Origin of the sequence: Neptuniibacter sp. QD48_55 (assembly GCF_047778115.1) — a bacterium.
In the GTDB taxonomy this organism is placed as follows: domain Bacteria; phylum Pseudomonadota; class Gammaproteobacteria; order Pseudomonadales; family Balneatricaceae; genus Neptuniibacter.
This window is the reverse complement of record NZ_CP180555.1, coordinates 1,491,901-1,505,239: the sequence shown is the minus strand read 5'-3', so window position 1 is coordinate 1,505,239 and position 13,339 is coordinate 1,491,901. Positions and strand designations below refer to the sequence as shown.

At 45.9% G+C, this 13,339-nt stretch carries 11 protein-coding genes; 3 read left to right on the top strand and 8 right to left on the bottom strand.

Annotated elements, in window-relative coordinates; genetic code table 11:
* Positions 1 to 112: 112 nt before the first annotated feature.
* From prpF to ACMXYW_RS06865, 6 genes are all read right to left on the bottom strand, one after another.
* Positions 113 to 1,291 carry a 2-methylaconitate cis-trans isomerase PrpF gene (gene prpF / locus ACMXYW_RS06890; protein WP_415881523.1) on the bottom strand — a complete coding sequence of 393 codons (1,179 nt, stop codon included), beginning with the start codon at positions 1,289 to 1,291 and terminating at the stop codon, positions 113 to 115.
* Positions 1,292 to 1,632: 341 nt separating this feature from the next.
* Entirely contained in the window at positions 1,633 to 4,239 is a 2,607-nt protein-coding gene (acnD, locus tag ACMXYW_RS06885) for a Fe/S-dependent 2-methylisocitrate dehydratase AcnD (protein WP_415905687.1), read from the bottom strand.
* A gap of 123 nt (positions 4,240 to 4,362) precedes the next feature.
* Positions 4,363 to 5,490 carry a 2-methylcitrate synthase gene (prpC, locus tag ACMXYW_RS06880; protein WP_415905686.1) on the bottom strand — a complete coding sequence of 376 codons (1,128 nt, stop codon included), beginning with the start codon at positions 5,488 to 5,490 and terminating at the stop codon, positions 4,363 to 4,365.
* A gap of 85 nt (positions 5,491 to 5,575) precedes the next feature.
* The gene (prpB, locus tag ACMXYW_RS06875) at positions 5,576 to 6,469 is read right to left on the bottom strand and encodes a methylisocitrate lyase (RefSeq protein WP_415887839.1); all 894 of its coding nucleotides are present in this window, start codon (positions 6,467 to 6,469) and stop codon (positions 5,576 to 5,578) included.
* Positions 6,459 to 7,175 carry a GntR family transcriptional regulator gene (locus tag ACMXYW_RS06870; protein ID WP_415881527.1) on the bottom strand — a complete coding sequence of 239 codons (717 nt, stop codon included), beginning with the start codon at positions 7,173 to 7,175 and terminating at the stop codon, positions 6,459 to 6,461. The genes prpB and ACMXYW_RS06870 overlap by 11 nt, the downstream gene beginning before the upstream one ends.
* 140 nt (positions 7,176 to 7,315) lie before the next feature.
* On the bottom strand, positions 7,316 to 8,185 hold the full coding sequence (locus ACMXYW_RS06865; RefSeq protein WP_415905685.1) for an alpha/beta fold hydrolase: 870 nt from the start codon (positions 8,183 to 8,185) through the stop codon (positions 7,316 to 7,318).
* 237 nt (positions 8,186 to 8,422) lie between these two features.
* On the opposite strand from ACMXYW_RS06865, the gene pabB reads away from it, so the two are divergent.
* The 3 genes from pabB to ACMXYW_RS06850 all read left to right on the top strand — a co-directional run bounded on the left by pabB (position 8,423) and on the right by ACMXYW_RS06850 (position 11,206).
* Positions 8,423 to 9,754 carry an aminodeoxychorismate synthase component I gene (gene pabB / locus ACMXYW_RS06860; RefSeq protein WP_415905684.1) on the top strand — a complete coding sequence of 444 codons (1,332 nt, stop codon included), beginning with the start codon at positions 8,423 to 8,425 and terminating at the stop codon, positions 9,752 to 9,754.
* A 13-nt stretch (positions 9,755 to 9,767) separates the two neighbouring features.
* Positions 9,768 to 10,229: a cyclic nucleotide-binding domain-containing protein gene (locus ACMXYW_RS06855; RefSeq protein ID WP_415891765.1), complete on the top strand. Its 462-nt coding sequence runs from the start codon at positions 9,768 to 9,770 to the stop codon at positions 10,227 to 10,229.
* A 68-nt stretch (positions 10,230 to 10,297) separates the two neighbouring features.
* The gene (locus ACMXYW_RS06850) at positions 10,298 to 11,206 is read left to right on the top strand and encodes a transporter substrate-binding domain-containing protein (RefSeq protein WP_415905683.1); all 909 of its coding nucleotides are present in this window, start codon (positions 10,298 to 10,300) and stop codon (positions 11,204 to 11,206) included.
* On the opposite strand, the gene ACMXYW_RS06845 is transcribed toward ACMXYW_RS06850, so the two are convergent.
* Both ACMXYW_RS06845 and thrH read right to left on the bottom strand, forming a co-directional pair.
* Positions 11,178 to 12,359 (bottom strand): HD domain-containing phosphohydrolase, encoded by a 1,182-nt coding sequence (locus ACMXYW_RS06845; protein ID WP_415898475.1) that lies wholly within the window; start codon positions 12,357 to 12,359, stop codon positions 11,178 to 11,180. The genes ACMXYW_RS06850 and ACMXYW_RS06845 overlap by 29 nt on opposite strands.
* 155 nt (positions 12,360 to 12,514) lie before the next feature.
* Positions 12,515 to 13,132 (bottom strand): bifunctional phosphoserine phosphatase/homoserine phosphotransferase ThrH, encoded by a 618-nt coding sequence (thrH, locus tag ACMXYW_RS06840; RefSeq protein WP_415887833.1) that lies wholly within the window; start codon positions 13,130 to 13,132, stop codon positions 12,515 to 12,517.
* Positions 13,133 to 13,339 lie beyond the last annotated feature (207 nt).

The following is a 13,339-nucleotide window of genomic DNA, read 5'->3' as shown; positions in this document are numbered from 1 at the left end:
TTTTTTGGATAAAAAAAACCACGCTAAAAAGCGTGGCCATTAAGGAAGAGCTGAAGATACTATTCTGATAGGAAAATAGCTCTCCAGTGAGCCCTTCAGGGTTACTCTAGAACTAGAAACTGTCGCCTGGAATGCGTAGATTGCCTTCCATTATTACACGGGCACTTCGGCTCATTACCGCTTTCTTAGCAGTCCAATCGCCATTAACTTCTTCGGCCGCAGCACCGACACGTAACGTGCCTGATGGGTGACCAAATGTTACTGCTTCACGCTCACCACCACCGGCAGCAAGGTTAACCAAGGTTCCTGGTACCGCAGCCGCTGTAGCAATGGCAACAGAGGCTGTACCCATCATCGCATGGTGTAATTTACCCATAGATAATGCACGAACACAGACATCAATATCATTTGCAGAGATCTGCTTACCGCTTGATGCTTCGTAGTCAGTCGCAGGCGCAACAAACGCAATCTTTGGCGTATGCTGACGTGCAACTGCTTCAGAGATATCGCTGATCAAACCCATCTGCACAGCACCGTGTGCACGCATAGTTTCGAAACGCGCCAACTCATCAGCATTACCATTAATATCTTTCTGTAACTCAGTACCTTTGTAGCCAATATCTTCAGCATTAACGAAGATAGTCGGGATACCTGCATTGATGAACGTTGCTTTAAAGGTACCAATGCCCGGTACTTCCATATCATCAACCAAGTTACCCGTTGGGAACATGGAACCTTCACCATCAGCAGGGTCCATAAACTCGATCACAACTTCAGCCGCGGGGAAAGTTACACCGTCTAACTCAAAATCACCGGTTTCCTGCACTTCGCCATTAGTGATTGGCACGTGAGCAATAATGGTTTTCTTAATATTCTTTTGCCAGATACGAACTGTGCAGATACCGTTTTCAGGAATACGCTCAGGGTCAACTAGACCGCCACTGATCGCGAAAGCACCTACCGCTGCAGTCAAGTTACCGCAGTTACCAGACCAATCTACGAAAGGCTTGTTGATCGCTACCTGACCGAACAGGTAATCCACATCGTGATCTGGTTCTGAACTTTTATCTAAAATAACGGTTTTACTGGTACTGGATGTAGCACCGCCCATGCCATCAATCTGCTGGCCGTAAGGGTCTGGGCTACCAATCACACGCATTAGTATGTTGTCACGAGCTTCGCCTGGCTCTTGCGCTACTTCTGGCAGATCCTGACGACGAAAGAAAACACCTTTACTGGTTCCACCGCGATAGTAAGTCGCTGGGATTTTTATCTGTGGTACGTGTGACATAAACTTTTCCTACTTGATTCACACAGCTATCAAAAGCTGCTCTATCAATTCGAATAAAACGCTTAGTAACAATGACTGACATGACCTTGCATTCAAGGCCACATGCAGTCTCTACTCTGGCCAGTCATTGTTAGTAAAAGCTTTGCTTCTATTCTCGGCAAAATGATGGGCGCTGCTTGCTCGACTTTGAAACCCCAGCCCTACGTGAGCCTGTAGAGCTAGGATTTGCAAACAACGCCTATCGGAACTGCCTGCTAATGCTTCCGTCACCCCTGCGCAGGCAGGGGTCTACATTATCTAGCGTAGATTCCAGCCTTCGCTGGAATGACAATCAAAGGTGCTTATGCATCGCCTTCTAGGAAATCTTTAGCGAAACGCTGCAGAACACCACCTGCGTTGTACACATGTACTTCCGCAGCAGTATCCAAACGACAAGTCACTGGTACTTCTACCTTCTCGCCGTTAGCACGGTTGATGATCAAAGTTAGATCGCAACGTGGTGAGATATCACCAACGATGTCAAATGTCTCAGTACCATCAATACCGTAAGTATTACGGGTATCACCCTCTTTGAACTGAACAGGTAGTACGCCCATACCAACTAGGTTAGTACGGTGGATACGCTCAAAGCCTTCAGCAACGATTGTTTCCACACCTGCAAGGCGAACGCCTTTAGCAGCCCAATCTCGGGAAGAGCCCTGACCGTAGTCAGCACCTGCAACAATGATCAGGTTCTGTTTACGATCCATGTAGGTTTCAATTGCTTCCCACATACGGCTTTCTGTGCCTTCTGGCTCGATACGCGCAAGGGAACCCTGCTTGATCTCACCGTTTTCGTCACGACACATTTCGTTCAACAGTTTCGGGTTAGCGAACGTTGCACGCTGTGCTGTTAAGTGGTCACCACGATGAGTTGCGTAAGAGTTAAAGTCTTCTTCTGGAAGACCCATCTTCGCGCAGTATTCACCTGCAGCTGAACTCGCTTGAATCGCATTGGATGGGGACAGGTGGTCAGTTGTAATGTTGTCACCTAGAACCGCCAGCGGACGCATACCTTTCATAGTACGTTCGCCTGCCAATGCACCTTCCCAGTATGGAGGGCGGCGGATATAAGTAGACATTTCTCGCCAGTCGTAAAGCGGGCTTTCAGCACGCTCAACGTCACCCAGATCGAACATTGGGATGTAGATCTGGTTGAACTGCTCTGGCTTAACTGCCTTAGCTACGATTTCATCGATCTCTTCATCAGATGGCCATAGATCTTTTAATGTGATCTCTTTGCCATCAACAACAGCCAATACATCATTCTCGATATCGAAACGAACTGTACCTGCGATTGCGTAAGCAACTACCAGCGGTGGCGACGCTAGGAAGGCTTGCTTGGCGTGTGGGTGGATACGCCCATCGAAGTTACGGTTACCCGATAGAACAGCTGTTGCATAAAGATCGCGTTCAACGACTTCTTTCTCGATAACAGGGTCTAGCGCACCGGACATACCGTTACATGTAGTACATGCATATGCCACGATACCGAAACCTAGTTTCTCAAGTTCTGGTAATAGACCTGCTTCTTCCAAGTAAAGTTTCGCAACTTTAGAACCTGGTGCAAAAGAGGTTTTAACCCAAGGCTTACGCACTAGACCTAGCTCATTTGCCTTTTTAGCAACTAGACCTGCAGCAACAACGTTGCGCGGGTTAGATGTGTTTGTACAAGATGTGATAGCAGCAATGATTACCGCGCCATCTGGCATTAGACCTTCTGCTTCTTCAGCTTTTGCCGCAGCCAACATATCTTCACCAGCAATGCCACGCTCATTTAGCGCAGTCGTTGGTAGACGACGATGTGGGTTAGAAGGACCAGCCATGTTACGAACAACGCTAGACAGATCAAACTCAAGTACACGCTCGTACTGTGCTTCAACTAGATCATCAGCCCATAGACCTGTGTGTTTCGCATATTGCTCAACTAGCGCTACCTGTTCTGGTTCACGGCCTGTTAGCTTCAAGTAATCGATAGTCTGCTCATCGATGTAGAACATACCCGCAGACGCACCGTATTCAGGTGTCATGTTGGACAGTGTCGCACGGTCACCGATAGACAAGGTAGCAGCACCAGGACCGAAGAATTCTAGGTAAGCAGAAACAACTTTCTCGTTACGTAGGAACTCAGTCATTGCAAGTGCGATGTCTGTCGCAGTGATGCCAGGCTGGCGCTCACCAACAATCTTCACACCTACAATGTCTGGTAGGCGCATCATAGAAGGCAGACCAAGCATAACGGTTTCTGCTTCTAGACCACCTACACCAATCGCGATTACACCTAGTGCATCAACGTGTGGCGTGTGGGAGTCCGTACCTACACAAGTATCTGGGTAAGCTACACCATCGCGGTTTTGGATAACCGGAGACATCTTCTCCAAGTTGATCTGGTGCATGATGCCGTTACCTGCTGGGATAACATCTACGTTATCAAACGCAGTTTTACACCAGTCGATAAAGTGGAAACGGTCATCGTTACGGCGATCTTCAATCGCACGGTTTTTCTCAAACGCATCTGGATCGAAACCTGGCGCTTCAACTGCTAGAGAGTGGTCAACGATAAGCTGAGTCGGTACAACTGGATTTACCTTAGATGGATCACCACCTTGGTCAGCAATCGCATCACGCAGACCAGCAAGGTCAACCAGTGCAGTCTGACCAAGGATGTCATGACATACAACACGCGCTGGGTACCATGGGAAATCCAGTGTACGTTTAGTTTCGATCAATTGTTTTAGAGAGTCGGTCAGCGCAGATGGCTCACAGCGACGCACCAGTTGCTCAGCCAACACACGAGACGTGTATGGCAGTTTTGCGTAAGCACCTGGTTGGATATCTTCAATCGCTTGGCGGGTATCAAAGAAATCTATAGAGGTACCCGGAAGAGGCTTGCGGTATTCAGTATTCATGGCACAACCTGTCAGGTTCATTCAAGCCGAGAGGGGTTAGCAAAGCTAATCTCTCAGCTTTTTATTATTCAAATCAGGACAGCGATCCGGCTGATAGCTCAAACCGCTGTCTACTGTCGTCTCTTATGGACGATCTTCGATAGCAACCCAATCAGCCGTTTCTGGACCAGTGTAGTCAGCAGATGGACGGATGATACGGTTGTTAGCGCGCTGCTCCATTACGTGAGCAGTCCAACCTGCCGCACGGGAACATACGAAGATAGGTGTAAATAGCTTCGTAGGGATACCCATGAAGTTGTATGCAGATGCGTGGAAGAAGTCTGCGTTACAGAACAACTTCTTCTCACGCCACATAACTGCTTCAACACGCTCAGAAACTGCGTACAGGTGAGTATCACCAACCTGCTCAGATAGCTTCTTAGACCACTCTTTGATGATCGCGTTACGTGGGTCAGACTCGCGGTAGATCGCGTGACCGAAGCCCATGATCTTGTCTTTACGCGCCAACATGCCCATGATTGCTTCTTCAGCTTCATCAGGGGATTTCCACTGCTCAACCATGTCCATTGCCGCTTCGTTAGCACCACCGTGCAGAGGACCACGTAGGGAACCAATTGCAGCAGTTACACAGCTATGAATATCAGATAGCGTTGATGCACATACACGCGCAGTAAATGTAGACGCGTTGAATTCGTGCTCAGCGTAAAGGATCAAAGACGCGTGCATTACTTCAACGTGTAGCGGCTCAGGCTTCTCGTTGTGCAACGTCCATAGGAACTGCTCAGCAATAGAATCGGCATCAGTTTCAACGTTTACACGTACACCGTTGTGGCTGAAGTTGTACCAGTAGTTGATCATGCCAGGGAAGACGGCAAGCATGCGATCGATGTGATCGTGCTGCTCAGAGAAATCTTTCTCTTCTTCTAGGTTACCCAGCATAGAGCAACCTGTACGCATCACGTCCATTGGGTGCGCTTCAGCAGGAATCTGTTCTAGAACTGTTTTTAGTGCTTCTGGCAGAGCACGCATACCTTTTAACTTAGCTTTGTATGCATCTAGCTCAGCCTGATTTGGCAGTTTTCCGTAAAGTAGAAGATAAGCAACTTCTTCAAACTGCGCTTTATCAGATAGTTCTTTGATATCGTAACCACGGTAAGTCAGACCTGAACCTGTTTTACCTACAGTACATAATGCCGTTTCACCTGCAGACTGACCACGTAGACCAGCACCACCCAGTTTTTTGTCGACCATGATTATGCTCCTGTTTCCTATCTATGCGGGTTCTGCGACCCGCTTGCTAAAATCAATTAAGTAAGGCGTAAAATAAAAATAGCGCTTACTTGTTCTTACCTTCTGCGAACAATGCATCCAACTTCTGCTCGAAGTCGTGATAATTCAAGAAATCGTAAAGTTCCATACGTGTTTGCATAGTGTCGACAACCGCTTTTTGATCACCATCTTTTAGAAGGTGCTCGTATACATTAAGGGCTGCCTTATTAGCTGCGCGGAATGCAGACAGTGGGTATAGCACCATGCTTGCACCGTGTTCAGCCAATTCATCTTTATTGAATAGTGGCGTAGCACCAAACTCAGTGATGTTAGCCAATAGATGCGCGCCATTGATGCCATCAGAAAACGCTTTGTAATCATCTAGCGTGTGCACTGCTTCTGCGAAGATGCCATCTGCACCTGCTTCTAAACATGCTTGTGCGCGCTCAACTGCAGCATTCAGGCCTTCCATCTGGAAAGCATCTGTACGTGCTACAACAAAGAAGTCGTCATCAGTTTTGGCATCAACCGCTGCTTTAACACGATCAACCATCTCTTCAAGCGTAACAATCTCTTTGTTTGGACGGTGACCACAACGCTTTTGTGCTACCTGATCTTCAATGTGAACTGCAGCCGCACCTGCTTTGATCATCTCTTTAACTGTGCGTGCAATGTTAAAAGCACCACCCCATCCCGTATCAATATCAACCATCAGCGGAGTTTCTACTGCGCTGGTAATACGGCTTACATCTGCTAGAACATCATTCATTGATGTCATGCCTAGGTCAGGCAAACCGTATGAGTGGTTAGCGACACCACCACCAGATAAGTAAATTGCTTTATGACCTACACGTTCAGCCATCATGGCGTGATATGCGTTAGTCGTACCTACAATCTGAAGTGGGTTTGTTTCAGCTAGTGCTTTACGAAAACGTGCACCGGCAGACAGGTTATTGGACATGTTCTTCCCCTCTGGTTTCGGTCGCTGCGTTCAGTTTCTCTTCCACGTTTCGGCGTGCTGCACCTATATGTCGGCGCATGAGCATTTCAGCCAATTCCGGATCACGAGATTCAATCGCGTCTACAATCTGGCGGTGCTCTTTAAGTGCACGTTTTGGTCGTGAACTAGAGACACTGAACTGGTATCTGTACATTCGTACTAAGTGATATAGATCCCCGCCTAAAAATTCGAGCAGCTTCTCATTTTTGCTGCCGTGAACAATGCGGTAGTGAAAATCCAGATCACCCTCTTTTTGGAAATACGATCGGCCCTCTAGCTGTTCGACACTCTGTTCATGCTCATCTAATAGAGCACGCAGGCTATCGATTTCGTCTTGAGGCATATTCTCTGCTGCTAAGCGGCAGGCCATACCTTCAAGTGCTTCACGGACACGATATATTTCAATAAGTTCTTTTGCCGACAGATTAACAACCCGCGCACCGACATGAGGCTTACGCTCAACTAACCTTAGCGCTTCCAAACGACGCATCGCTTCTCGCAATGGCCCACGGCTAATGCCGTATGTTTTGGCAAGCTCAGGCTCGCTGATCTTCTGACCGGGAGGAATATCCCCCACCACAATCGCAGTTACAATTTGTTCGCAAACGCGATCGGCCAATGTGCGCGTTTCTTGTTGAAACGCTTTATTGTCTGTTTTATCAGTCATAACAACCCTTGATTGAAGATTGTCGACAATCTTGAACTGAGACCAAGATACTCCTGCTAAATTGAGCCGTCAACTCGAAATAGCGAAAAGATTGTCAACACAATACAAAAGTTTAAGGGTTTTACCTTATCACTTCGTAATTATTTGTTAGTTATATAACGCTGTAACTCATCATTCATCACTCGCGCGATCTGGCGCGGCTTTTGAAACGGTAACGAATGATCAGTTCCAGCCATCAAAAAGTAGTGCCAATTGGGCAGACGCTCCGCCAGCTCTCGCTGGTACTGGTGCATAAGATCGACACTGTTACCACCTATAAAGCTGGTAACATCACCTTGCGCCGCCACTAATTCTTCTCTATCTATCTGCTTAACTGCCTGTGTTACGCAGTCCAAAGCATTAGCAAAACCTTCCGGTCGTGCCCCTAATCTGCTGACAGTTAACTTTTCCACTTGCGGTGAAACCTTACGATTAGGCGAAATCGCGTCTAAAAAGTTAACAATGCCCTTCTCTACCTGCACAGCACCTCTGAGATTCAGCGCCGCTTCCGAGAATTGGTTACGCAACTCGATGGTGGTTTCCCAGCAAGGGCGATCAAGTACCGCCGATTCCAATAGATACTGCTTACCAACACGATCAGAGTGCTGCTGTTTAAACAGCAGCGAGATTAAGCCACCTAGGGAATATCCTGCTAAATCAAACTGCCACCAGCCTAGGTGATCAACCAAGGCATTTAGGTCTGCAACCAGTTCCTGCGCTGTAAAGAGGTGCTCTTTACGGTCTGGGAAATAGGTATCACCCATACCTCTCTGGTCAGGCACCAACACCTCAGACCATTGAGTTAAAAATGCAGTGATATGCTCCCAAGTATCAACCCCAGCAACACCTGCACCATGCAGTAAGACCAGCCTTCTGGAAGGCTCTATTTCTGGATTACGATAGATTCGATAAACAATATGCTGATCAGGCAAAGTAAGGCTTTGCTTATCAACACTAAAAGGATGCTTCATGTAGCAACAATACTCTTAATGCTTTAATAGATTTAATCTCATTCTAGCTGAACAGAGTAACCAAACCAGCATTTTGTCGACAATCTTTGGTATGAACGAAAAACAAACAAAGATTTATAGAGGTTTTCAGTTGTTTTCACTTATTTCGTTGCGACAAAGCCTTTCACATAGACAGTTCCAATGGGGTTACATACAATTCACACACTTCATTCAATAACTAAGAATTAAGCCAGTTCATTGATCACCCAACGTTCTGTTCCGTATTTAACTAACAGTGAAATTTACTTTGAGCGCCTTCGCCCTCTAGGTAATGCTGTATTTCTTGATAGTGGTCGCCCTAACTGTCCATGGGGACGGTTCGACATCATCGCGGCTGCACCGGTTGAAACCTTGAGCATGAATGCAGATCAACCTGCATTTGATGCACTACAAGATCTGTACAACCGCTATCAAAACCCGCAAGCAGAACAAGCAGATCTGCCTTTCCAAGGCGGTATCATCGGCCACTTCGCTTATGATCTGGGTCGATCCGTTGAGGCTATGCCGGTGAAGGCAGTAGATTTTGCCTCCCTACCCGACATGCAAGTGGGCATGTATCTATGGGGCTTAGTGGTTGATCACCATAAAGAACAAGCTTTCCTCGTTGCCGATCATCGCGTCTCTAAAGAGCAACTCGACCAGATCGAACTGCAACTGACTCGAGCAACAACCTCGCCAAACACTGATTTCCAGCTTGATAAAGCCTTTAGCGCCAATATCACTGAAGCGGAATATCAACGGAAGCTTGAGCAGATAGATAACTACATCCATGCTGGCGACTGTTATCAGGTTAACTTTGCTCAACGCTTTAATAGCAGCTATCAAGGCGACAGCTGGGAAGCCTATAAAAAGCTAAGAACCCATGCGCCAACACCCTATTCTGCTTATATCGATTTGGGTGAGCAGCAAATTCTGTCTCTATCCCCTGAGCAGTTCCTAGAAACTAAAGATGGGGTAGTAACGACTAAGCCGATTAAGGGTACGCGACCACGCTCATCTGATACGGCAGAAGATCAACGCCTGAAGCAAGAGCTTAGCGATTCGCTAAAAGATCGCGCCGAGAACCTGATGATCGTCGATCTGATGCGCAACGATCTTAGTAAGGTCTGTCAGCATAACTCTGTAAAAGTACCTAAACTCTTCAACATTGAGAGCTACGCCAATGTGCATCACAAAGTCAGCACAGTCACAGGCAACTTGAGCTCCGATTACTCACCGATTTCGCTGCTAAAACATTGCTTTCCTGGCGGCTCCATCACCGGCGCACCAAAGATTAGAGCAATGGAGATTATCGAAGAGCTAGAACCGCATCGTCGTTCTATCTACTGCGGCTCCATTGGTTACATCAGCCTATGTGGTCGTATGGATACCAGCATCACCATTCGTACTCTGCTATGCGAGAACGATCAGATTTTCTGCTGGGCTGGCGGTGGAATTGTCGCAGACTCTGTTTCATCCATGGAGTATCAAGAAACCTTCGACAAAGTGAATAACTTGCTGCAATGCTTGGAAGCGACTATTCCTAACTAGAAGGAGTATATCTATGGCTAAAAATAAGACGCTCAGCAAAGAAAGTGCCCTAGCCATTCTGGATAAAGTGGCTTTGTTCGACGATATGAACCGCAAGGACAAACAGCTGCTTGCTCAGTTTCATTGGTATTTCGTTGCTTACAAAACCGGTGATTATCTAACCGATGAAGACTCACTAGATAAACGCTTTTTTATCCTTTTGAGCGGCGGTGTCAATGTACTAAAAGGTACTTCTCAGCAACTAATAACCCAACTTTCACCTGGCGAGATAATTGGTGAGATATCTTTCTTAACCAATGAACCTCGAACAGCTAGTGTTATCGCTAATACAGACAGCACGGCGCTTGTTATCGACCAAGAATTGCTGGATGAGCTTCCGATAGAAACTAGAGAGAAACTCAAGGACCAATTGATCCTAAAGATGGCACTTCGTTTAAACCGAATGAACAATCGATTCGCACTGAGTCAGACCTAGCTAAATTTAACCTACATATCCCAATAGATTGCCTATACTTGAACTGTCGTGTTCCAAAAGGAATTACTATGCAGCGCAGCAGGCTATTATCAATCTCACTACTAATGTTTTATTTGGCTAGCCCTCATGCTGCTGTAGCCGATAAGCACCCATCAAAAATATCGACCAACGAAAAACCGATCATCGTATGGGCCAGAACCGATTTTGCTCCCGTATTCATCCTAAAAGGCAAATACAGCAATCAAGGTATCGGCGATGAAGCAATCAAGCTATTTAAGCGAAAGTTAAAACATTATCGTCATATCAGTAGCGATATGAGCCTAAAGCGCGCAATGCAGTTAGCTAAAGAGGGACAGATGATCTGCCATGTATCTTTAGTTAATTCGAAAGAAAGACAAAAATTTATGGATTTTAGTCAGCCATTAATGCGCTTGTACGCAAATGGCTTAGTGACCACAAAAGGAAGTCTGCATAAATTTGGCGTCAGTGCAGACAAAATTAACCCTGTTAACCTTAACAGTTTAACCAAAAAGCCCCTTTCTATTAGCATTCATGATGCAAGAGCCTACTCTGCATACATCGACGAAATCATTCAAAAGAATAAAACTAAGCCAAATAGCATCTTTAAAGTTAAAACAGGCCAAAAAGATCAGGAAAGACTTATTCAGATGGTGCAGAACCATCGGTTAGACGCAATGATCGGTAGGCCTGAAGAAGCACAGTTTAGCAAGTTAGAGCACGATATTAGTGAAGATCTATATTTTGTTCCGCTTGAAGGCCAACCAGTAACAAGCATGGGGCACGTAGGATGTGCCAAAGGAGACTGGAATAAAGCGCTGATAAGCACGCTCAATCAGATGATCGAAAAAGATGAAGAGTTAAAAACAACCATCTATGAGTCCTACCAAAAATGGCTTCCTTCACAACTCAGGACTACACGCGAAGCATTTAACTACCCGCTAGTTCCTCAGCCGTAGCAAGATCATTTTCAGCAATAAGATCGCTCATGGAATGAAGCATCAAATCAGCACTGGATGGGAACACATCTTCCAGCTTGAAAGAGATCCTTTCAAACATATCCTGTAGATCCAAAAACGCATCCACAACTGCTGGATCAAAATGGCTACCGCGACCGGAAACAATGACATTAGTCACGCGTTCATGATCAACAGCATTTTTATAAGGCCTGCGTGAGATCATCGCATCATAAACATCAGCCACCGCCATCAAACGTGCAATCAATGGGATGTTTTCACCTTTCAAGCCTTGCGGATAGCCTTCTCCATCCCAGCGCTCGTGATGACTTAAAGTCACTTGCTGAGCCAGCTCCAAAAACTTAACCGCTTTGCCGCTGGATGAACTATCCAGCAACTGTTGAGCCGAAGTTACTGCCTGATAACCTAAAACCGTATGAGTTTTCATCACACGATACTCTTCAGCTGTTAATTCACCCGGTTTTTGAAGGATATGATCTGGAATTCCCACTTTACCGATATCGTGCAGAGCTGAAGTCTTGTAGTACAGCTCAATCGTCTCAGCATCCAGCTCGTCATGATAAGCAGGATTCTTATAAAGGTGCTCAGCTAATGCTTTTACATAGTGCTGAGTTCTAAGAATATGGTTCCCGGTAGAATGGTCACGGATTCTAGCAATCGTCGCCAAACATAAGATAGCCGCATCTTGAACGGCCAATAGTTCTGTGACATCAACTAGATCACCAGCAGGTACTGCACTCGTAGGCACATCTGTTGCTGCACGCGATGTAAAGTTCTGCTTGAGTTTAGCCAAGCTGATATAAGTTTTGCACTTGGCATTTACAACCGATGGAAAAAACGGCGGTCTTAGATAATCAGAACATCCTACTTCGATAGCGAACTCACGGTAATCTTCCTCTGCATTGTTCCAAACTAAAATGACCGGAACATGCAGATGCTCATACTGCTGGATAGCCGTAACTAATTCAGATTCGTCATACTGGCCAACAAGGTCATGATCAAGTAACACTAGATCACTATCTACACACACCTCCCTCAAGCAAGAAGATATTTCCAGTTGATAGTCCTCAGCCAAAATACCAACCAATTGGTCGGATAGAAGAGAATTAGCACTGATAATCTTTGCCAGAGGCATAGGGTAAACACCTTAAATAAGAGGAAGAACAAATCCGGCGCTTAAACGACGACGGGAAATATATTAACAAAAACTAATAAGAAAGGCTTGGGGAGAATGCCTAATCTACTGCCCAATATAGACTTTTTTGAGCAGTAGATTAAGTAGGAAAGAGCTTACAGGCTTAGATCGCGGTTACTTGCCTTGATAAATTCTTTCTTCAGATCTTCGTACGTGTGCACTGCTGGGAACTGAGGGAACTCCGCAATTACATTATCAGGCGCGTGGAACAAGATACCCGCTTCTGCTTGCTTAAGCATAGTTGTATCGTTGTAAGAATCGCCCGCAGAGATTACACGGTAGTTCAACAACTGGAATGCACGAACAGACTGACGCTTAGGATCTTTCTGACGCAAAGTGTAGTCAGTGATACGGCCATCTTCGTCTACTTCTAGCTTGTGACAAAGAAGTGTTGGAAAGCCCAGCTGACGCATTAGCGGCTGAGAGAATTCGTAGAACGTATCAGATAGGATAACAACCTGAAAACGCTCACGCAACCAGTTAACAAACTCAACTGCACCTTCTAGAGGCTCAAGTTTGCTGATAGTTTCTTGAATCTGCGGCAGTTTTAGACCGTGTTCATCAAGAATGCGAAGACGCTGCTGCATTAGCTCGTCGTAACAAGGAATATCACGAGTCGTCGCTTTTAATTCTTCAATACCAGTTTCTTCAGCAAAAGCGATCCAGATTTCTGGGATCAATACCCCTTCAAGGTCAAGACATGCGAGTTCCACGTGTAACTCCTAATATTGTATTTTGGTGTGCTTATTATGTTTGCCTAAGCAATATTCTGGGCGCCAATTTACCCGCAATAGCCCTACCATGCAAGGCGATATTAGGCCTAAAAATTCATACCTCAGTGGGATTCACTACAAACATATAGACAAAAGAAAACCCGCACTCGGCGGGTTTTCTCTAAACAAAAAAGCCACTCAACGGTG

Bases quoted from the DNA above. Each gene is read 5' to 3' on its own strand.
- ACMXYW_RS06865 (WP_415905685.1), bottom strand. From the start codon at position 8,185: ATGAAGCATCCTTTTAGTGTTGATAAGCAAAGCCTTACTTTGCCTGAT.
- ACMXYW_RS06870 (WP_415881527.1), bottom strand. From the start codon at position 7,175: ATGACTGATAAAACAGACAATAAAGCGTTTCAACAAGAAACGCGCACA.
- ACMXYW_RS06845 (WP_415898475.1), bottom strand. From the start codon at position 12,359: ATGCCTCTGGCAAAGATTATCAGTGCTAATTCTCTTCTATCCGACCAA.
- ACMXYW_RS06855 (WP_415891765.1), top strand. From the start codon at position 9,768: ATGGCTAAAAATAAGACGCTCAGCAAAGAAAGTGCCCTAGCCATTCTG.
- prpF (WP_415881523.1), bottom strand. From the start codon at position 1,291: ATGTCACACGTACCACAGATAAAAATCCCAGCGACTTACTATCGCGGT.
- acnD (WP_415905687.1), bottom strand. From the start codon at position 4,239: ATGAATACTGAATACCGCAAGCCTCTTCCGGGTACCTCTATAGATTTC.
- prpC (WP_415905686.1), bottom strand. From the start codon at position 5,490: ATGGTCGACAAAAAACTGGGTGGTGCTGGTCTACGTGGTCAGTCTGCA.
- ACMXYW_RS06850 (WP_415905683.1), top strand. From the start codon at position 10,298: ATGCAGCGCAGCAGGCTATTATCAATCTCACTACTAATGTTTTATTTG.
- prpB (WP_415887839.1), bottom strand. From the start codon at position 6,469: ATGTCCAATAACCTGTCTGCCGGTGCACGTTTTCGTAAAGCACTAGCT.